An 18,508-nucleotide genomic window follows, 5' to 3' on the forward strand; every position below is an offset into this window, starting at 1 on the left:
AAATTCCCCGCACATAGCTGTTCTACCTTGCTGGTATTGCAAAGGAGAACGCTATGTTGAAATCACCCCTGTTCTGGAAAATCGTCACCTTAGGTGGCGCTATGCTGCTGTTGTTAATTCCCCTGACAATGGTCAGGCAGATAATCGTTGAGCGATCGGACTATCGCAATGATGTTGAAGATGCAATCCGCCAGAGCACCAGCGGACCGCAAAAGATGGTCGGCCCGTTGATTGCCATTCCGGTGACGGAACTTTATACCGAGCTGGAGGAGGGTAAAGAGGTCCAGCGTAAGCGCAGCTATATCCATTTCTGGTTACCGGAATCGTTGGTCGTTGAGGGAAGCCAAAACGTTGAAGCGCGTAAAATTGGTATTTATGAAGGCCAGGTCTGGCATAACGATTTGGCGGTGAAAGCTGAGTTTAACGCTGAACGTTTGAGTGATTTAAACCATCCCAATGTCAGCCTGGGCAAACCGTTTATTGTGGTGGGCGTGGGTGATGCGCGTGGGATCGGCGTGGTGAAAGCCCCCCTGGTTAACGGCATGTCGCTGGCCGTTGAGCCTGGAACGGGGCTGGCTGGTCGTGCTCAGGGGATCCATATTCCGCTGCCCGACGCGAGCTGGACGGCGCAAAATCTCAGCATGACGCTGTCGCTTAATTTGAGCGGCACCGGCGACTTTTCCGTCGTTCCGGTTGGCCGAAACAGTGAAATGACCTTAACCAGCAATTGGCCGCATCCCAACTTTCTTGGAGATTTTCTTCCGGCTAAGCGCGAAATCAGTGAGTCTGGATTCAATGCCCAGTGGCAAAGCAGTTGGTTTGCCAATAACCTCGGCGAACGCTTTGATGGTGAAAAGATTGGCTTGGAGGGAATGCCTGCATTTAGCGTTGCTGTCGCCACGCCTGCGGATCAATATCAACTGACGGACAGGGCGACAAAATATGCCATTTTGCTGATTGTGCTGACCTTTATGTCTTTTTTTGTCCTTGAAAGCATGACCAGCCTTCGACTGCACCCGATGCAGTACCTGCTGGTGGGATTATCGCTGGTGATGTTTTATCTGTTGCTGCTGGCGTTGTCAGAACACATTGGTTTTACCGCCGCGTGGATTACGGCAAGCCTTGTGGGCGCATTGATGAACGGTGTGTATCTGCAGGCGATATTACAGGGGTGGCGCAAGAGTATTTTGTTCACCGTAGCGCTGCTGGGGCTGGATGGCGTGATGTGGGTGTTGCTCCGTTCACAGGACAGTTCTTTACTGCTTGGCACCAGCGTACTGTTATTCGCACTGTGTGGAGTGATGTTCCTGACGCGTCATCTTGACTGGCACTCGCTGGCGCAGCCAAAGCCTGCGTCGAAAGCGCTTCCTGAGCCGCAACCCGATGAGAGTGACAAGTTTCGTATATGGAAATAGGTGAGCGGTGAAATGAAAAACGGCGCATAAAGCGCCGTTTTTGTACGTGTGAGGATCGAATTAATCCTGCAGGTCGCCGCAGAAACGGTAGCCTTCACCGTGGATGGTAGCGATGATTTCTGGCGTATCCGGCGTTGATTCGAAATGTTTACGAATGCGGCGGATAGTCACGTCAACGGTACGGTCATGTGGCTTCAGTTCGCGACCGGTCATTTTTTTCAGCAGTTCTGCGCGAGACTGGATTTTGCCAGGATTCTCACAGAAGTGAAGCATGGCGCGGAATTCGCTGCGTGGCAGTTTATACTGCTCGCCATCAGGACCAATCAGAGAGCGGCTGTTGATGTCCAGCTCCCAGCCATTGAACTTGTAGCTCTCGACGCTACGGCGTTCTTCGCTGACGGTACCCAGGTTCATGGTACGTGACAGCAGGTTACGAGCACGGATAGTCAGTTCGCGCGGGTTAAACGGCTTGGTGATGTAATCGTCGGCGCCGATTTCGAGGCCGAGAATTTTATCGACTTCGTTATCACGGCCCGTCAGGAACATCAGCGCAACGTTAGCTTGTTCGCGGAGTTCGCGCGCTAACAGGAGGCCATTTTTCCCAGGCAGATTGATATCCATAATCACAAGGTTGATGTCATATTCAGAGAGAATCTGATGCATTTCCGCGCCATCTGTCGCTTCGAATACATCATAGCCTTCTGCTTCGAAAATGCTTTTCAACGTGTTGCGTGTTACTAACTCGTCTTCAACGATAAGAATGTGCGGGGTCTGCATGTTTGCTACCTAAATTGCCAACTAAATCGAAACAGGAAGTACAAAAGTCCCTGACCTGCCTGATGCATGCCGTAAATTAACATGATCGGCGTAACATGACTAAAGTACGTAATTGCGTTCTTGATGCACTTTCCATCAACGTCAACAACATCATTAGCTTGGTCGTGGGTAGTTTCCCTCTGGACCCGACAGTGTCAAAAACGGCTGTCATCCTAACCATTTTAACAGCAACATAACAGGCTAAGACGTACCGGACACCCAATAAAACTACGCTTCGTTGACATATATCAAGTTCAATTGTAGCACGTTAACAGTTTGATGAAATCAACGCATCCAAATGTTTGCTTTCATCACAAAATTGCAATATTACAACTAGTTGCACGAGCTAATTAATAAATGTAATGAATCCAACCAATGCTATCCATTTTAAATTAAATTATCATGGATAAACAGCAGGATATGCAACTTCTGTTAACATAAAAAGCAATAGTACAGGTTGGAAATAGTTTAGCATTTTTTATTGGATGCGAAATCCTTTTTCAGTGATTTCTGTTAAAAATATGTAAATTCGCGCTGCGTAATATGTTGATGTGGGTCACATTATTACCTGCCGACTGGCTAAAAGAGTATCGAAATGCGTTTAACAATTATTCTGGTTGCCCCTGCCAGAGCGGAAAATATTGGTGCGGCTGCCCGCGCGATGAAGACCATGGGATTCACCCAATTGCGGATCGTGGACAGCGAGGCCCATCTGGAACCTGCAACGCGATGGGTTGCTCATGGATCGGGCGACATTATTGATAATATTAGTGTTTTTCCAACGCTAGCCGAAGCGCTGCACGACGTTGATTTTACCGTTGCGACCACGGCGCGTAGCCGGGCGAAGTTCCATTATTACGCCACACCGGTCGAACTCGTTCCTCTGCTGCAGGAAAAATCCGCGTGGATGGATCACGCCGCGCTGGTGTTTGGGCGCGAAGATTCCGGGCTGACCAACGAAGAATTAGCGCTGGCGGATATCCTTACCGGGGTACCAATGGTGGCTGACTACCCTTCACTCAATCTGGGGCAGGCGGTAATGGTATATTGCTATCAATTAGCAGGTTTAATACAACAACCGGCCAAAAATAGTGAGGTGACGGATGAACTTCAGTTGCAGGCATTGCGCGCGCGCGTTTTACGTTTATTAGCTACGCTGAACGTTTCTGACGACATCAAACTCACCGACTGGCTGCAACAGCGAATGGGCTTATTAGGGCAGCGAGACACGGCAATGCTGCACCGTTTTTTACATGATATAGAAAAAAACATAACAAAATAAAATGCTGGCTAATGTTGTATTATTAGCGTTTTACTTTGGTTTCAAGTGGGGCGGACATGCTGTATTGGTTGAAAGTAAAAGGGCAAGCAGTGGCTCATGAACAAGTTTCGGAATGTGATCAATTTAAAAATTTATTGACTTAGGTCAGCAGATACTTTAACCCTAAAAGAATACAAGACAGACAGATAATAATTACAGAGCACACAACATCATGAAACGCATCAGCATCACTATTACCACAACCATCACCATTACCACAGGTAACGGTGCGGGCTGACGCGTACAGGAAACACAAGAAAAAGCCCGCACCTAAACAGTGCGGGCTTTTTTTTCGACCAAAGGCAATGAGGTAAACCATGCGAGTGTTGAAGTTCGGCGGTACATCAGTGGCAAATGCAGAGCGATTTCTGCGGGTTGCCGACATTCTGGAAAGCAATGCCAGACAGGGGCAGGTCGCGACCGTTCTCTCTGCCCCCGCCAAAATTACCAACCATCTGGTGGCGATGATTGAAAAGACCATCGGTGGTCAGGATGCTTTAGCCAATATCAGCGACGCCGAACGCATTTTCTCAGAGCTTTTAGCTGGTCTTGCCGCTGCACAGCCGGGTTTCCCGCTGGCTCAGCTCAAAGCCTTGGTTGAACAAGAATTTGCTCAGATTAAGCACGTCCTGCACGGTATCAGCCTGTTGGGGCAGTGCCCGGACAGCATCAATGCCGCGCTTATCTGCCGTGGCGAAAAAATGTCGATCGCCATCATGGCTGGCCTGCTGGAAGCGCGCGGGCACAACGTGACGGTCATCGACCCGGTTGAGAAGCTGCTGGCGGTAGGCCATTACCTCGAATCTACTGTTGATATCGCCGAGTCTACACGCCGCATTGCCGCCAGCCGTATTCCTGCGGACCATATGATTCTGATGGCCGGATTTACCGCCGGGAATGAAAAAGGTGAGTTAGTGGTGCTGGGGCGTAATGGCTCTGACTACTCTGCCGCCGTACTGGCCGCCTGTTTGCGTGCGGACTGTTGCGAGATCTGGACCGATGTCGACGGCGTATATACCTGCGATCCGCGTCAGGTACCCGACGCCCGACTGCTGAAGTCGATGTCTTATCAGGAAGCGATGGAGCTTTCTTACTTCGGCGCTAAAGTGCTACATCCGCGCACCATTACCCCTATTGCCCAGTTCCAGATCCCGTGCCTGATTAAAAATACCGGCAATCCGCAAGCGCCCGGTACGCTGATCGGTGCCAGCAGCGATGACGACGACTTGCCGGTAAAAGGTATTTCTAACCTCAATAACATGGCAATGTTTAGCGTCTCCGGCCCTGGAATGAAAGGTATGGTGGGCATGGCGGCGCGCGTTTTCGCCGCGATGTCGCGTGCAGGCATCTCGGTGGTGCTGATTACCCAATCCTCTTCTGAATACAGCATCAGCTTCTGTGTCCCGCAGGGCGACTGCGCGCGTGCGCAACGCGCCATGCAGGATGAATTCTATCTCGAACTGAAAGAAGGTCTGCTGGAGCCGCTGGCGGTGACTGAGCGTCTGGCTATCATCTCGGTGGTTGGCGACGGTATGCGCACGTTGCGCGGTATCTCGGCGAAATTCTTTGCCGCGCTGGCTCGCGCGAACATCAACATCGTGGCGATCGCCCAGGGGTCTTCTGAGCGTTCTATTTCGGTGGTAGTGAACAACGACGACGCCACTACCGGCGTACGCGTGACCCATCAGATGCTGTTCAATACCGATCAGGTGATTGAAGTGTTTGTGATTGGCGTCGGTGGCGTGGGCGGTGCGCTGCTGGAGCAGCTTAAACGTCAGCAAACCTGGCTGAAAAACAAGCATATCGATCTGCGCGTGTGCGGCGTGGCGAACTCGAAGGCCCTGCTGACCAACGTTCATGGTCTGAATCTGGAAAACTGGCAGTCTGAGCTGGAGTGTGCGAAAGAACCTTTCAACCTTGGGCGCTTAATTCGTCTGGTGAAAGAATATCATCTGCTCAATCCGGTGATCGTCGACTGTACCTCAAGCCAGGCGGTGGCGGATCAGTACGCCGACTTCCTGCGTGAAGGCTTTCATGTAGTCACCCCGAACAAAAAGGCCAATACGTCGTCGATGGATTACTACCATCAACTGCGTTTTGCTGCGGCGAAGTCGCGACGTAAATTCCTGTATGACACCAACGTGGGTGCGGGCTTACCGGTTATTGAAAACCTGCAAAATCTGCTCAGTGCAGGCGATGAACTGCAACGATTCTCTGGCATTCTTTCCGGTTCTCTGTCGTTTATTTTTGGCAAGCTGGATGAAGGCATGAGCTTCTCCCAGGCGACCACCATGGCGCGTGAGCTGGGTTATACCGAGCCCGATCCGCGTGACGATCTTTCCGGTACGGACGTGGCGCGTAAGCTGCTGATTCTGGCTCGTGAAACCGGGCGTGAGCTGGAGCTGTCTGACATTGTCATTGAGCCGGTTCTGCCAACAGAATTTGATGATTCCGGCGATGTTTCCACCTTTATGACGAAGTTGTCGCAACTGGATGATGACTTTGCCGCGCGGGTGGCGAAAGCTCGTGATGAGGGGAAAGTATTGCGCTATGTTGGCAATATTGAAGAGGATGGCGTCTGTCGCGTGAAAATTGATGCAGTAGACGGCAACGATCCGCTGTTCAAAGTGAAAAACGGTGAAAACGCGTTGGCGTTTTATAGCCATTACTATCAGCCGTTACCGTTAGTGCTGCGCGGATACGGCGCGGGGAATGACGTAACAGCGGCGGGCGTATTTGCCGACCTGCTACGTACCCTTTCATGGAAGTTAGGAGTCTGACATGGTGAGAGTTTATGCCCCGGCTTCCAGTGCCAATATGAGCGTCGGGTTTGATGTGCTTGGGGCGGCGGTAACCCCCGTAGACGGTTCGCTATTGGGTGATGTGGTCTCTGTTGAGCCAGCCGACCAGTTCAGTCTGAATAATCTTGGGCGCTTTGCTGACAAACTGCCTTCTGAGCCGCGAGAAAATATCGTCTATCAGTGCTGGGAGCGATTCTGTCAGGAGCTGGGTAAAACCGTTCCGGTGGCGATGACGCTGGAAAAAAATATGCCGATTGGCTCCGGGTTAGGTTCCAGCGCCTGTTCCGTTGTGGCGGCGTTGGTCGCCATGAACGAGCATTGTGGGAAACCGCTCAACGACACGCGCCTGTTGGCGATCATGGGTGAGCTGGAAGGACGTATCTCCGGCAGTATTCATTACGATAATGTTGCCCCGTGCTTTTTGGGCGGTATGCAGTTAATGATCGAAGAAAACGGCATTATCAGCCAGCAGGTGCCAGGCTTTGATGAGTGGTTGTGGGTACTGGCGTATCCGGGGATTAAAGTATCGACGGCGGAAGCGCGGGCCATTTTACCTGCGCAGTATCGCCGTCAGGACTGTATCGCCCACGGGCGGCATCTGGCTGGGTTTATCCATGCCTGCTATTCCCGTCAGCCTCTTCTGGCCGCAAAGCTGATGAAAGATGTCATTGCTGAGCCGTATCGTACCCGCTTGCTGCCAGGCTTCAGCCAGGCGCGTCAGGCGGTAGCGGAAATCGGCGCGCTGGCCAGCGGGATCTCCGGGTCAGGGCCGACGCTGTTCGCCTTGTGCGATAAGCCGGATACGGCGCAGCGTGTCGCAGACTGGCTGGCTAAACATTATCTGCAAAATCAGGAAGGCTTTGTTCATATTTGCCGGTTGGACACGGCAGGCGCACGGGTACTGGGATAATCAATGAAACTCTATAATCTGAAAGATCATAACGAACAGGTCAGCTTTGCGCAGGCCGTCACGCAAGGGCTTGGCAAGAATCAGGGGTTGTTTTTTCCGCACGATCTGCCGGAATTCAATCTGACAGAAGTGGATGAGATGCTGAACCAGGACTTCGTTAGCCGCAGCGCTAAGATCCTTTCCGCATTTATTGGTGACGAGATCTCGCAGGAGATTCTGGAAGAGCGCGTGCGCGCGGCGTTTGCGTTCCCGGCACCGGTTGCTCAGGTTGCAGCGGACATTGGCTGTCTGGAGCTGTTTCACGGTCCTACGCTGGCATTTAAAGACTTTGGCGGGCGCTTTATGGCGCAGATGCTGACGCACATCAGCGGCGACAAACCGGTAACGATTCTGACGGCGACCTCCGGCGATACCGGTGCCGCAGTGGCGCATGCGTTTTATGGCCTGCCGAACGTTCGTGTGGTGATCCTCTACCCGAACGGCAAGATCAGCCCATTACAGGAAAAACTGTTCTGTACGCTGGGCGGTAACATTGAAACCGTCGCTATTGATGGTGATTTTGATGCTTGCCAGGCGTTGGTGAAACAGGCGTTTGATGACGAAGAACTGAAGGTAGCGCTGGGGCTGAACTCGGCTAACTCAATCAATATCAGCCGTCTGCTGGCGCAAATCTGTTACTACTTTGAAGCTGTGGCTCAACTGCCGCAAGAATCGCGCAACCAGCTGGTTATTTCCGTTCCCAGCGGCAACTTTGGCGATCTGACCGCCGGATTGTTGGCGAAATCGCTGGGCTTGCCGGTGAAGCGTTTTATCGCGGCGACCAACGTTAACGATACAGTTCCACGCTTCCTTGCAGAAGGCGAGTGGGCGCCGAAGGCGACGCAGGCGACGTTATCCAACGCGATGGATGTCAGCCAGCCGAACAACTGGCCGCGTGTGGAAGAACTGTTCCGCCGTAAAATCTGGCGTCTGAATGAGCTGGGTTATGCCGCCGTTGACGATGCTACCACTCAGGATACGATGCGCGAGCTGCATGAAATGGGGTACACCTCAGAACCGCATGCGGCGGTGGCTTACCGTGCGCTGCGTGACCAGTTGAATCCTGGCGAGTATGGCTTGTTCCTCGGCACCGCGCATCCGGCGAAGTTTAAGGAAAGCGTTGAAGAGATTCTTGAGCTTACGCTGGCTCTGCCAAAAGAGCTGGCGGAGCGCGCGGATCTGCCGCTGCTCTCTCATCACCTGCCAGCGGATTTTTCTGCACTACGTAAGCTGATGATGACCCGCGGTTAACGGTGGTGCCCGCTGGCGTTTTGCTTAGCGGGCCAACAAAACCTGTAGGCCGGATAAGGCGTTAGCCGCCATCCGGCATGTACACTACTGCTCGTGGCGTTTAAACACCAGTTCGCCATTCCCTGACGCTTCTTCATCAAAGAAATAGCCTTCACTGTTAAATGCCGTCAGTTGCTCTGGCTGCGTTAAGCGATTTTCAATGATGTAGCGGCTCATCAGGCCACGCGCTTTTTTGGCATAAAAGCTGATGACTTTGAACTTACCGTTCTTCTCATCGAGGAAGACCGGTTTGATAAGTTCGGCGTTCAGCTTTTTCGGCTTCACGGATTTAAAATACTCATCCGAGGCGAGGTTAATCACCACGCTGTCACCTTGCGCTTCCAGTGCTTCGTTAAGTTTGTCGGTGATGGTATCACCCCAGAACTGGTAAAGATCTTTACCCTTTGGATTAGCCAGACGAATGCCCATCTCCAAACGGTAAGGCTGCATCAAATCCAGCGGACGCAACACGCCGTACAGCCCGGACAACATGCGTAAATGCTGCTGAGCGAAGTCAAAATCCGCTTCGCTGAAGGTTTCAGCCTGCAGCCCGGTATAGACGTCGCCTTTAAACGCCAGAATAGCCTGACGCGCATTCTCCGGTGTGAAATCGGGTTGCCAGTCATGGAAACGGGTGGCGTTCAGATCAGCCAGCTTGTCGCTAATTCCCATCAACTTGCCAATCTGCGGTGCGGAGAGTTGGCGCGCCACGTGAATAAGCTGCTGCGAGTGATCCAGCAGTTCAGGCAGCGTGTGGCGTGTGGTTGCCAGCGGACTTTGGTAGTCGAGCGTTTTTGCAGGTGAAATCAGAATCAGCATATCCAGTCCTTGCAGGAAATTTACTGCGACTTTAGCAAAAAAATGGACAGAATTGATCGATGGTTGCGATTGCCGCGCTAATCACGCGGCGTTTCATCCCAGCTTTCAGGCGCAAGCTGCTGTCTGATATCAGGATAACGGCGCGGATCAAATTCCGGGCGCACTCCGAGTTTACGCTGGCGTAGATAGTCGCTGGCGAGGGTATGGACAACCGGCGAGAGCAGTAAAATCGCCGTCAGGTTAGTGATAGCCATACAGGCCATGATGATGTCGGCAAGTTGCCAGAGCAGCGGGAAGCTGAGTAATGTGCCGCCGACAACGGTGCTCACGGTCGCGATACGTAATAGCCAAATTACCCGGATATTGTCCAGCTTCAGGAAAACAAGGTTGTTTTCCGCATAGATGTAGTTGGCGACGATAGAGCTAAAGGCAAAGAGGATCACAATAAAGGCGACGAATCCGGCACCCCATTCACCCGTCAGCGAGACCATCGCTCTCTGCAGCAACTGGATGCCTTCAATGGGCATGGAACTGGTGCCATTACCCGCCAGCAGAACGATCATCGCACTGGCCGTACAGAGAATCAGCGTATCGCCTAAAACACCAATCATTTGCACAATGCCTTGTGCCGCAGGATGCGGAGGCCATGACGCAGCCGAGGCGGCGGCGTTCGGCGTTGAGCCCATTCCGGCCTCATTCGAGAACATACCGCGTTGAAAGCCGCTGGCAATGGCCTGGCTTAGCGTGTATCCGGCGGCGCCGGCGGCGGCTTCCTGCCAGCCAAAGGCGCTTTTAACGATGGTCATGATAATGTCGGGAAGCTGAGCGAAATGCCATAGACAGATGACGAGGCTACAACCGACCCACAACAGAGCCATTACCGGAACAAACCATTGCATCAGACGGGCAACGCCTTTAATACCGCCGACGATGACCAGTAATGATGCGATAGCCAGGGCGATACCGGAGAAGAGGGGAGGGATGTCAAAGGCAAAAGCAAGTGCGCGCGAGACCGAGTTTGCCTGCACGCTGTTAAAAATCAGCCCATATGCGATGAGTAAAAAGATGGCAAAAAGCACGCCCATCCAGCGCATACCCAGCCCACGCGCCATATACCACGCAGGACCGCCACGAAACTGTCCCTTGCTATCGCGTTCTTTATACAGTTGCGCAAGTGAGCATTCGGCAAACGAGGTTGCCATACCAATGACTGCCGAGACCCACATCCAGAAAACGGCTCCCGCGCCGCCTGCGGCGATTGCCAACGCCACGCCCGCCAGATTTCCGCTGCCGATCCGCGCGGCAAGACTGGTGCATAAAGCCTGAAAGGAGGTTAAACCGCCCGGTTGCGGGTTGATGCTGTTTTTAAGACTTCTGCCAAACTGGCGAATGTAGCGAAACTGGATGAACCCCGTGCGCCAGGTGAACCAACATCCTGCGCCAAGCAGGAGGTAGATCATCACCGATCCCCAGAGTATTTCATTAATAAATGCGAAAAAATCAGGCATTAACATCCCTCTTGTTGATGCCGGTAAGCGCGAATAATCCCATGTAAGCGCTACCAATTATCGACCAGTATATACCTTATAAGCAGATTGATTGCGGGAGTTTATCATAACAATAGGTATACCCCTTAATTGCGCATCTCAGGCTTTGGGATGCGTAATCAGGGCTGAGCGGCAGGTAGGACAATCCAGGCGGTTGCGCTGAGAGTGCGTCGTGCTATCATCAGGGAAGATCGGTTACATCCCCCTAACAAGCTGTTTAAAGAGAATCGCTATCATGACGGACAAATTGACCTCCCTTCGTCAGTTCACCACAGTAGTGGCCGACACCGGAGACATCGCGGCAATGAAGCTGTATCAGCCTCAGGATGCCACAACTAACCCTTCTCTCATTCTTAACGCAGCGCAGATCCCGGAATACCGCAAGCTGATTGATGACGCTGTAGCCTGGGCTAAGCAGCAGAGCAACGACCGCGCGCAGCAGGTCGTCGACGCGACCGACAAACTGGCGGTAAACATCGGTCTGGAGATCCTGAAACTGGTCCCGGGTCGCATTTCCACAGAAGTTGACGCTCGCCTGTCCTACGACACCGACGCATCCATCGCGAAAGCAAAACGTCTGATTAAACTGTACAACGATGCTGGCATCAGCAACGATCGCATTCTGATCAAACTGGCTTCAACCTGGCAGGGCATCCGTGCTGCTGAGCAGCTGGAAAAAGAAGGCATCAACTGTAACCTGACCCTGCTGTTCTCCTTCGCGCAGGCGCGTGCATGTGCAGAAGCTGGCGTATACCTGATTTCTCCGTTCGTTGGTCGTATTCTTGACTGGTACAAAGCCAATACCGATAAGAAAGAGTATGCACCGGCAGAAGATCCGGGTGTGGTTTCCGTAACGGAAATCTACGAGTACTACAAACAGCACGGTTACGAAACCGTAGTTATGGGCGCGAGCTTCCGTAACATCGGCGAAATCATCGAGCTGGCGGGCTGCGATCGTCTGACGATTGCACCGGCTCTGCTGAAAGAGCTGGCGGAAAGCGAAGGTGCTATCGAACGTAAACTGTCCTTCTCTGGCGAAGTGAAAGCGCGTCCGGCACGTATCACAGAAGCTGAGTTCCTGTGGCAGCACAACCAGGATCCAATGGCTGTAGACAAACTGGCGGACGGTATCCGTAAGTTTGCTGTAGACCAGGGTAAACTGGAAAAAATGATCGGCGATCTGCTGTAATCATTTCGGCGTGGCCCTGACTGGGGTCACGCTACCTCTTCTGAAACCTGTCTGTCCTTCCTTTCGCAGTGTATCATTCTGTTTAACGAGACTGTTTAAATGGAATAATCATGAATACTTTACGCATTGGCCTGGTGTCCATTTCTGACCGTGCTTCCAGCGGCGTTTACCAGGATAAAGGTATCCCGGCCCTTGAAGAGTGGCTGGCATCAGCCCTTACGACCCCTTTTGAGCTGCAAACGCGGTTGATCCCGGATGAACAGGCGATCATCGAACAAACCTTATGCGAGCTGGTTGATGAAATGAGCTGTCATCTGGTGCTGACGACCGGCGGAACGGGTCCGGCACGTCGCGACGTAACGCCAGACGCTACGCTGGCCGTAGCTGACCGCCAGATGCCAGGTTTTGGTGAGCAAATGCGCCAGATAAGTCTGCACTTTGTGCCAACCGCAATCCTTTCCCGTCAGGTTGGGGTGATTCGCAAACAGGCGCTGATCCTGAATCTGCCTGGGCAGCCGAAATCGATCAAAGAAACGCTGGAAGGCGTGAAAGATGCCGAGGGTAAGGTAATTGTGCCAGGTATCTTTGCAAGTGTACCGTATTGTATACAGCTGTTAGATGGGCCTTATGTCGAAACTGCACCGGCAGTTGTAGCATCTTTTCGCCCTAAAAGCGCAATACGCGATATAAATGCCTGAAAGTAGACTATTCGTGATATAAGTAACAATGAAGGTGGAGTATTGAATTGTTTACGATATAGTAATTTTTGCTTTACATATATCGACAGACATAATCAATTACTCCACTGACTCATGGTTTGCTATGTCACAACACACTCGACCGCTAAATCGCCAGGATTATAAAACCCTTACGCTTGCTGCTCTCGGCGGGGCGCTTGAGTTTTATGATTTCATTATCTTCGTCTTCTTTGCCGCTGTTGTTGGCGAACTTTTCTTCCCGGCAGATATCCCTGAATGGCTACGTCAGGTACAAACCTTCGGCATTTTTGCCGCCGGATACCTGGCGCGCCCATTGGGCGGCATCATTATGGCGCATTTTGGCGACCTGGTCGGACGCAAGAAAATGTTTACCCTGAGCATTTTGCTGATGGCGATACCGACGCTGGCGATTGGTTTGTTGCCTACCTATGCCTCCATGGGGATCCTTGCGCCGTTACTGTTATTACTGATGCGCATTTTGCAGGGGGCTGCCATTGGGGGAGAAGTGCCGGGGGCGTGGGTGTTCGTGGCGGAACACGTACCGGAGCGTCGCATCGGCATTGCCTGTGGAACGCTGACCGCCGGGCTTACTGTGGGGATTCTGCTGGGTTCGGTGGTTGCAACGTTGGTGAACACCAGCCTGACGCAGCAAGCGGTGCATGACTACGGCTGGCGTATTCCTTTCCTGCTGGGCGGCGTGTTTGGGCTGGTGGCGATGTATCTGCGCCGCTGGCTGCAGGAAACGCCTATCTTCCTCGAAATGCAGCAGCGTAAAGCGTTGGCACAAGAACTACCGGTGAAGTCGGTGGTGAGCAAACATAAAAAAGCGGTGGTCATTTCCATGCTGCTGACCTGGCTTTTATCGGCCGGGATTGTGGTGGTGATCCTGATGTCGCCAGTCTGGTTGCAAAAGCAGTATGGCTTTGCGCCAGCATTGACCTTACAAGCCAACAGCGTCGCGACCATTATGCTGTGCGTCGGTTGTCTGCTGGCCGGGTTTATTGTCGACCGGGTTGGCGCCAGCAAAACCTTTATTGTCGGTAGCCTGCTGCTGGCCTGTTCGAGCTGGTTTTTCTATCATCTGACCGGTAGCCATCCTCAGCATTTGTTTTTGTTGTATGGGCTGGTGGGCTTGTGCGTTGGCGTGGTGGGGGCTGTGCCTTATGTCATGGTACGAGCGTTTCCAGCGGAAGTCCGCTTTACCGGTATCTCGTTTTCTTACAACGTTTCGTACGCCATTTTTGGTGGTCTGACACCAATCGCCGTGACGATGTTAATGAGCGTGTCGCCAATGGCTCCAGCCTGGTATGTACTGGCGCTATCGCTGGTGGGGTTAGGACTGGGGATTTGGCTGCGACAAGATATTTATCATCGCGATACCAGTGTGCAGGGAGAGTTACAGCGCTTGTAAGGAATATCCCCCCGTTCGGGGGGATAGCGTAAGATTAGTGCGTTTCACCAATCGGCAGGATGGTACGGCCAAACTGTTCGTTCAGCACTTCGCCCATCGCCAGGTAAATGGCGCTTGCGCCACACACTAAGCCAACCCAGCCAGCAACGTGGATGATCGCTTCGTTACCTGCAATGTTGCCCACGGCCAGCAGTGCGAACAGCACCGTCAGGCTCAGGAAGACAAATTGCAGCGCACGAGCAGCTTTCAGCGTGCCGAAGAACATGAACAGTGTGAAGACGCCCCACAGACCCAGGTATACGCCCAGGAACTGACCATTGGTCGCATCCGCCAGGCCCATTTTCGGCATGATCAGGATCGCAACCAGCGTCAGCCAGAACGAGCCGTAGGAGGTAAAGGCGGTTAAACCGAAGGTGTTGCCTTTTTTATATTCCAGCAGCCCGGCAAAAATTTGCGCGATACCGCCGTAGAAAATGCCCATCGCCAGAATAATAACGTCAAAGGCGAAGAAACCCGCGTTATGCAGGTTAAGCAGAATGGTGGTCATGCCAAAGCCCATCAGGCCCAGCGGTGCCGGATTAGCCAACTTAGTGTTGCCCATAATTCCTCAAAATCATCATTGATTGAATGGTGAAATAGTTTCCCCAAATAACGATCACTGTCTTCGGGGCGCGGCATAATAATCAGGGGAGAGGGCACTGTCTATGATCTAACGAAGGGAAAATGAATTATTTTCCCTGTGATGGGCATCACGCTTGTGCGCTGTTGATCATTCTGCGCAGACAGGCGATTTGTAGCACCGCCGGAATCGTCACGCGATAGGCGCTGCCGCTCACCGCTTTAACCCCGTTTAAAGCCGCGCCGACCGGGCCGCCAAGCCCAGCACCGCGTAGCAATCCATGCCCAATGACGCTCACTGCGGCATGGGTACGCAGGATCTGAGTGAGTTGGCTGGAGAGCAGGTGAGAAACGCCAGTCGCCAGATGGCGATCCTTCATCAATAGCGGCAGTAACTCTTCCAGTTCAGAGACTTTTGCATCGACCGCCTGCAGAAATTCCTGCTTATGCCTGGCATCCATTTTTTGCCAGGCATTCCGTAGAAAGTGTTCCAGCAAATATTGTTCAATTTCGTACGTGGACATCGCTTTGTCGGCTTTAAGCTTCAAGCGCTTCGAAACATCCAGCAAAATCGCCCGATACAGCTTTCCATGGCCACGAAGTTTATTGGCAATGCTGTCGCCACCATAATGCTGAAGTTCGCCGGCGATCAGTTGCCAGTTGCGGCGGTGCTGTTCCGGGTGTCCTTCCATCGATTTAAATAAATCGTTGTGGTTTAGTACGCTCGACAGACGGGCTTTCCCTTTTTCATTATGCGTGAGCAGGCGGGTAATATTGGCGAGTTGCTCCTCACTACAATGCTGAAGAAAGTCGAGGTCGTCGTCATTCAAATACGTGACATTCATGTTTTCTATGGCTTCTGAATAAAAGTGTGCGGAATTAGTCGTCGCCGATGATTTTCAGCGTCGCCATATCAGAGGAGTTCACCGTATGGCCGGAGAAGGTGATTTTTTTGACGCAGCGCTTATTGTCGTTGTCACTATTAATGTTGATCCAGTTGGTCGTTTGCCCTTCTTTGATGGAGGAAGGCACATTCAGACTTTGGCTGGACATGCGGGCAGCCTTGAAATAAACAGATGCGCCACTGAGCTGTAAATCACCATGATCGGCAGTGAGTTGAATGCGTTTCACCACGCGACAAACGGGAAGTTTCAGGGTCAGATCGTTGGTTTCATTACGGGGCATGGCAATCATACCCAAAACTTTATGATCGTTAGCGTGCGCGGCGCTGCTCAGCAGCAGGCCCATTAGCAGGCTGGCGGAAAGGGTTAAAACGGATTTCATGGAATTTCTCTTTGACGGCTGCAAAAGTGTGTGGCTTCGCACTATTTTACCGCCGACATAAAAACGATTCATTCACGTAATCTTTTCTTTTTATTACAATTTTTGTGTGAATGACAATGCCATATTAATCGGTTTTATGAATTAATTTTGATTGGCGATTATTCATTTTTTGTAGTTTTGTGCCTTTTTTCGGCAAATTTATTGCTTCTGCGCTAAAAAAAATTTTCATGCCCCCCTTGATGAAGTGGGTTACGACCCCACTTAGTAGTCAACCGCAGTGGTGAGTCTGAAAAAAAACGATTCAGGGTAGTTGAAACCGCACGTTTCGCCCTTATTACAGATTCACAACCACATGATGACCGAATTTTTAGTGGAGACGTTTAGATGGGTAAAATTATTGGTATCGACCTGGGTACTACCAACTCTTGTGTAGCGATTATGGATGGCACTACTGCACGTGTGCTGGAGAACGCCGAGGGCGATCGCACCACGCCTTCTATCATTGCTTATACCCAGGATGGTGAAACTCTGGTTGGTCAGCCGGCTAAACGTCAGGCAGTGACAAACCCGCAAAACACCCTGTTTGCGATTAAACGCCTGATTGGCCGCCGCTTCCAGGACGAAGAAGTACAGCGTGATGAAGCGATCATGCCGTACAAAATCATCGGTGCTGACAACGGTGATGCATGGATTGATGTAAAAGGTCAGAAAATGGCACCGCCGCAGATCTCTGCAGAAGTGCTGAAAAAAATGAAGAAAACGGCTGAAGATTACCTGGGTGAACCGGTAACTGAAGCAGTTATCACCGTACCTGCATACTTTAACGATGCTCAGCGTCAGGCAACCAAAGACGCCGGTCGTATCGCAGGTCTGGAAGTAAAACGTATCATCAACGAACCAACCGCAGCTGCGCTGGCTTACGGTCTGGATAAAGAAGTCGGCAACCGTACTATCGCGGTGTATGACCTCGGTGGTGGTACTTTCGATATCTCTATTATCGAAATCGACGAAGTTGACGGCGAAAAAACCTTCGAAGTTCTGGCAACCAACGGTGATACCCACCTGGGTGGTGAAGACTTCGACAGCCGTATGATCAACTATCTGGTTGACGAGTTTAAGAAAGATCAGGGTATCGACCTGCGTAATGACCCGCTGGCGATGCAGCGTCTGAAAGAAGCCGCTGAGAAAGCGAAGATCGAGCTGTCTTCCGCTCAGCAGACCGACGTGAACCTGCCGTACATCACTGCAGACGCGACTGGTCCGAAACACATGAACATCAAAGTGACCCGTGCGAAACTGGAAAGCCTGGTTGAAGACCTGGTTAACCGTTCTATCGAGCCGCTGAAAGTTGCTCTGCAGGACGCCGGCCTGTCTGTTTCTGATATCAACGACGTTATTCTCGTTGGTGGTCAGACGCGTATGCCGATGGTCCAGAAGAAAGTTGCTGAGTTCTTCGGCAAAGAGCCGCGTAAAGACGTTAACCCGGACGAAGCTGTAGCAATCGGTGCTGCCGTTCAGGGTGGTGTATTGACTGGTGATGTGAAAGACGTGCTGCTGCTGGACGTTACCCCGCTGTCTCTGGGTATCGAAACCATGGGCGGCGTGATGACGCCACTGATCGCGAAAAACACCACTATCCCGACCAAGCACAGCCAGGTGTTCTCTACCGCTGAAGACAACCAGTCTGCGGTAACCATCCACGTGCTGCAGGGTGAACGTAAACGTGCTGCCGATAACAAAGATCTGGGTCAGTTTAACCTGGATGGTATCAGCCCGGCTCCGCGCGGTATGCCGCAGATCGAAGTAACTTTTGACATCGATGCCGACGGTATCCTGCACGTTTCCGCGAAAGATAAAAACAGCGGTAAAGAGCAGAAGATCACCATCAAGGCTTCTTCTGGTCTGAACGAAGAAGAAATCCAGAAAATGGTTCGCGAAGCAGAAGCGAACGCAGAATCTGACCGTAAGTTTGAAGAGCTGGTTCAGACCCGTAACCAGGGTGACCATCTGCTGCACAGCACTCGTAAGCAGGTTGAAGAAGCTGGCGACCAACTGCCGGCTGACGACAAAACTGCCATCGAGTCTGCACTGACCGCGCTGGAAACTTCTCTGAAAGGCGAAGACAAAGCGGATATCGAAGCGAAAATGCAGGCGCTGGCACAGGTTTCCCAGAAACTGATGGAAATCGCTCAGCAGCAGCACGCACAGCAGCAGACTGGTGCAGCAGGCGCTGATGCTTCTGCAAACAACGCGAAAGATGACGACGTTGTCGACGCTGAGTTTGAAGAAGTGAAAGACAAAAAATAATCGCCCTTTGAACGGGTAATTA

Annotated in this window: 17 protein-coding genes and 1 other annotated feature; of the genes, 11 read left to right on the forward strand and 6 right to left on the reverse strand. The window is 52.0% G+C overall.

Features of this window, described 5'->3' with window-relative positions; genetic code table 11:
- The first annotated feature begins 53 nt into the window (after positions 1–53).
- Positions 54–1,415 carry a cell envelope integrity protein CreD gene (creD, locus tag FDX14_RS24800; RefSeq protein WP_137350439.1) on the forward strand — a complete coding sequence of 454 codons (1,362 nt, stop codon included), beginning with the start codon at positions 54–56 and terminating at the stop codon, positions 1,413–1,415.
- Between the two features lie 60 nt (positions 1,416–1,475).
- Here the strand turns inward: creD and arcA are convergent, their stop codons facing one another.
- Complete coding sequence (gene arcA, locus FDX14_RS24805; RefSeq protein WP_001194359.1) at positions 1,476–2,192, reverse strand: two-component system response regulator ArcA; 717 nt, start codon at positions 2,190–2,192, stop codon at positions 1,476–1,478.
- Positions 2,193–2,287: 95 nt separating this feature from the next.
- Between arcA and yjjY the strand changes: the two genes are divergently transcribed.
- The 6 genes from yjjY to thrC all read left to right on the forward strand — a co-directional run bounded on the left by yjjY (position 2,288) and on the right by thrC (position 8,553).
- Positions 2,288–2,428, forward strand: coding sequence for a YjjY family protein (yjjY, locus tag FDX14_RS24810; RefSeq protein ID WP_042998021.1), 141 nt, complete (start codon positions 2,288–2,290; stop codon positions 2,426–2,428).
- A gap of 398 nt (positions 2,429–2,826) precedes the next feature.
- A complete protein-coding gene (locus FDX14_RS24815) occupies positions 2,827–3,513 on the forward strand; it encodes a tRNA/rRNA methyltransferase (RefSeq protein ID WP_042312489.1) in 687 nt (228 codons plus the stop codon).
- Positions 3,514–3,719: 206 nt separating this feature from the next.
- Positions 3,720–3,846 (forward strand) — a sequence feature (Thr leader region).
- Positions 3,725–3,790, forward strand: coding sequence for a thr operon leader peptide (thrL, locus tag FDX14_RS24820; RefSeq protein WP_032337689.1), 66 nt, complete (start codon positions 3,725–3,727; stop codon positions 3,788–3,790). (Overlaps the previous feature by 66 nt.)
- A gap of 23 nt (positions 3,847–3,869) precedes the next feature.
- Positions 3,870–6,332: a bifunctional aspartate kinase/homoserine dehydrogenase I gene (gene thrA, locus FDX14_RS24825; RefSeq protein ID WP_137350440.1), complete on the forward strand. Its 2,463-nt coding sequence runs from the start codon at positions 3,870–3,872 to the stop codon at positions 6,330–6,332.
- Position 6,333: 1 nt separating this feature from the next.
- Positions 6,334–7,263 (forward strand): homoserine kinase, encoded by a 930-nt coding sequence (gene thrB / locus FDX14_RS24830; protein ID WP_038637046.1) that lies wholly within the window; start codon positions 6,334–6,336, stop codon positions 7,261–7,263.
- A gap of 3 nt (positions 7,264–7,266) precedes the next feature.
- A complete protein-coding gene (gene thrC / locus FDX14_RS24835; RefSeq protein WP_042312482.1) occupies positions 7,267–8,553 on the forward strand; it encodes a threonine synthase in 1,287 nt (428 codons plus the stop codon).
- An 84-nt stretch (positions 8,554–8,637) separates the two neighbouring features.
- On the opposite strand, the gene yaaA is transcribed toward thrC, so the two are convergent.
- Positions 8,638–9,411: a peroxide stress protein YaaA gene (gene yaaA, locus FDX14_RS24840; protein ID WP_042312480.1), complete on the reverse strand. Its 774-nt coding sequence runs from the start codon at positions 9,409–9,411 to the stop codon at positions 8,638–8,640.
- 77 nt (positions 9,412–9,488) lie between these two features.
- The gene (locus tag FDX14_RS24845; RefSeq protein WP_079225540.1) at positions 9,489–10,919 is read right to left on the reverse strand and encodes an alanine/glycine:cation symporter family protein; all 1,431 of its coding nucleotides are present in this window, start codon (positions 10,917–10,919) and stop codon (positions 9,489–9,491) included.
- Positions 10,920–11,193: 274 nt separating this feature from the next.
- Between FDX14_RS24845 and tal the strand changes: the two genes are divergently transcribed.
- The 3 genes from tal (at position 11,194) to FDX14_RS24860 (ending at position 14,277) form a co-directional block, all read left to right on the forward strand.
- Positions 11,194–12,147: a transaldolase gene (gene tal, locus FDX14_RS24850; RefSeq protein ID WP_005124064.1), complete on the forward strand. Its 954-nt coding sequence runs from the start codon at positions 11,194–11,196 to the stop codon at positions 12,145–12,147.
- A 110-nt stretch (positions 12,148–12,257) separates the two neighbouring features.
- Complete coding sequence (gene mog / locus FDX14_RS24855; RefSeq protein WP_137350441.1) at positions 12,258–12,845, forward strand: molybdopterin adenylyltransferase; 588 nt, start codon at positions 12,258–12,260, stop codon at positions 12,843–12,845.
- Between the two features lie 124 nt (positions 12,846–12,969).
- Complete coding sequence (locus tag FDX14_RS24860; RefSeq protein WP_003829746.1) at positions 12,970–14,277, forward strand: MFS transporter; 1,308 nt, start codon at positions 12,970–12,972, stop codon at positions 14,275–14,277.
- A 34-nt stretch (positions 14,278–14,311) separates the two neighbouring features.
- Here FDX14_RS24860 and satP read toward each other — a convergent pair whose 3' ends face one another.
- The 3 genes from satP to FDX14_RS24875 form a co-directional block, all read right to left on the reverse strand.
- Entirely contained in the window at positions 14,312–14,878 is a 567-nt protein-coding gene (satP, locus tag FDX14_RS24865; RefSeq protein ID WP_042312473.1) for an acetate uptake transporter, read from the reverse strand.
- Positions 14,879–15,026: 148 nt separating this feature from the next.
- Complete coding sequence (gene msyB / locus FDX14_RS24870) at positions 15,027–15,740, reverse strand: acidic protein MsyB (RefSeq protein ID WP_137350442.1); 714 nt, start codon at positions 15,738–15,740, stop codon at positions 15,027–15,029.
- A gap of 34 nt (positions 15,741–15,774) precedes the next feature.
- A complete protein-coding gene (locus FDX14_RS24875) occupies positions 15,775–16,179 on the reverse strand; it encodes a DUF2541 family protein (protein ID WP_137350443.1) in 405 nt (134 codons plus the stop codon).
- Positions 16,180–16,563: 384 nt separating this feature from the next.
- Between FDX14_RS24875 and dnaK the strand changes: the two genes are divergently transcribed.
- Positions 16,564–18,486: a molecular chaperone DnaK gene (gene dnaK / locus FDX14_RS24880; protein ID WP_137350444.1), complete on the forward strand. Its 1,923-nt coding sequence runs from the start codon at positions 16,564–16,566 to the stop codon at positions 18,484–18,486.
- Positions 18,487–18,508 lie beyond the last annotated feature (22 nt).

The organism is Citrobacter sp. wls710 (assembly GCF_005281115.1).
GTDB lineage: Bacteria > Pseudomonadota > Gammaproteobacteria > Enterobacterales > Enterobacteriaceae > Citrobacter > Citrobacter werkmanii.

Bases quoted from the DNA above. Each gene is read 5' to 3' on its own strand.
- creD (WP_137350439.1), top strand. From the start codon at position 54: ATGTTGAAATCACCCCTGTTCTGGAAAATCGTCACCTTAGGTGGCGCT.
- arcA (WP_001194359.1), bottom strand. From the start codon at position 2,192: ATGCAGACCCCGCACATTCTTATCGTTGAAGACGAGTTAGTAACACGC.
- yjjY (WP_042998021.1), top strand. From the start codon at position 2,288: ATGACTAAAGTACGTAATTGCGTTCTTGATGCACTTTCCATCAACGTC.
- FDX14_RS24815 (WP_042312489.1), top strand. From the start codon at position 2,827: ATGCGTTTAACAATTATTCTGGTTGCCCCTGCCAGAGCGGAAAATATT.
- thrA (WP_137350440.1), top strand. From the start codon at position 3,870: ATGCGAGTGTTGAAGTTCGGCGGTACATCAGTGGCAAATGCAGAGCGA.
- thrB (WP_038637046.1), top strand. From the start codon at position 6,334: ATGGTGAGAGTTTATGCCCCGGCTTCCAGTGCCAATATGAGCGTCGGG.
- thrC (WP_042312482.1), top strand. From the start codon at position 7,267: ATGAAACTCTATAATCTGAAAGATCATAACGAACAGGTCAGCTTTGCG.
- yaaA (WP_042312480.1), bottom strand. From the start codon at position 9,411: ATGCTGATTCTGATTTCACCTGCAAAAACGCTCGACTACCAAAGTCCG.
- FDX14_RS24845 (WP_079225540.1), bottom strand. From the start codon at position 10,919: ATGCCTGATTTTTTCGCATTTATTAATGAAATACTCTGGGGATCGGTG.
- tal (WP_005124064.1), top strand. From the start codon at position 11,194: ATGACGGACAAATTGACCTCCCTTCGTCAGTTCACCACAGTAGTGGCC.
- mog (WP_137350441.1), top strand. From the start codon at position 12,258: ATGAATACTTTACGCATTGGCCTGGTGTCCATTTCTGACCGTGCTTCC.
- FDX14_RS24860 (WP_003829746.1), top strand. From the start codon at position 12,970: ATGTCACAACACACTCGACCGCTAAATCGCCAGGATTATAAAACCCTT.
- satP (WP_042312473.1), bottom strand. From the start codon at position 14,878: ATGGGCAACACTAAGTTGGCTAATCCGGCACCGCTGGGCCTGATGGGC.
- msyB (WP_137350442.1), bottom strand. From the start codon at position 15,740: ATGAATGTCACGTATTTGAATGACGACGACCTCGACTTTCTTCAGCAT.
- FDX14_RS24875 (WP_137350443.1), bottom strand. From the start codon at position 16,179: ATGAAATCCGTTTTAACCCTTTCCGCCAGCCTGCTAATGGGCCTGCTG.
- dnaK (WP_137350444.1), top strand. From the start codon at position 16,564: ATGGGTAAAATTATTGGTATCGACCTGGGTACTACCAACTCTTGTGTA.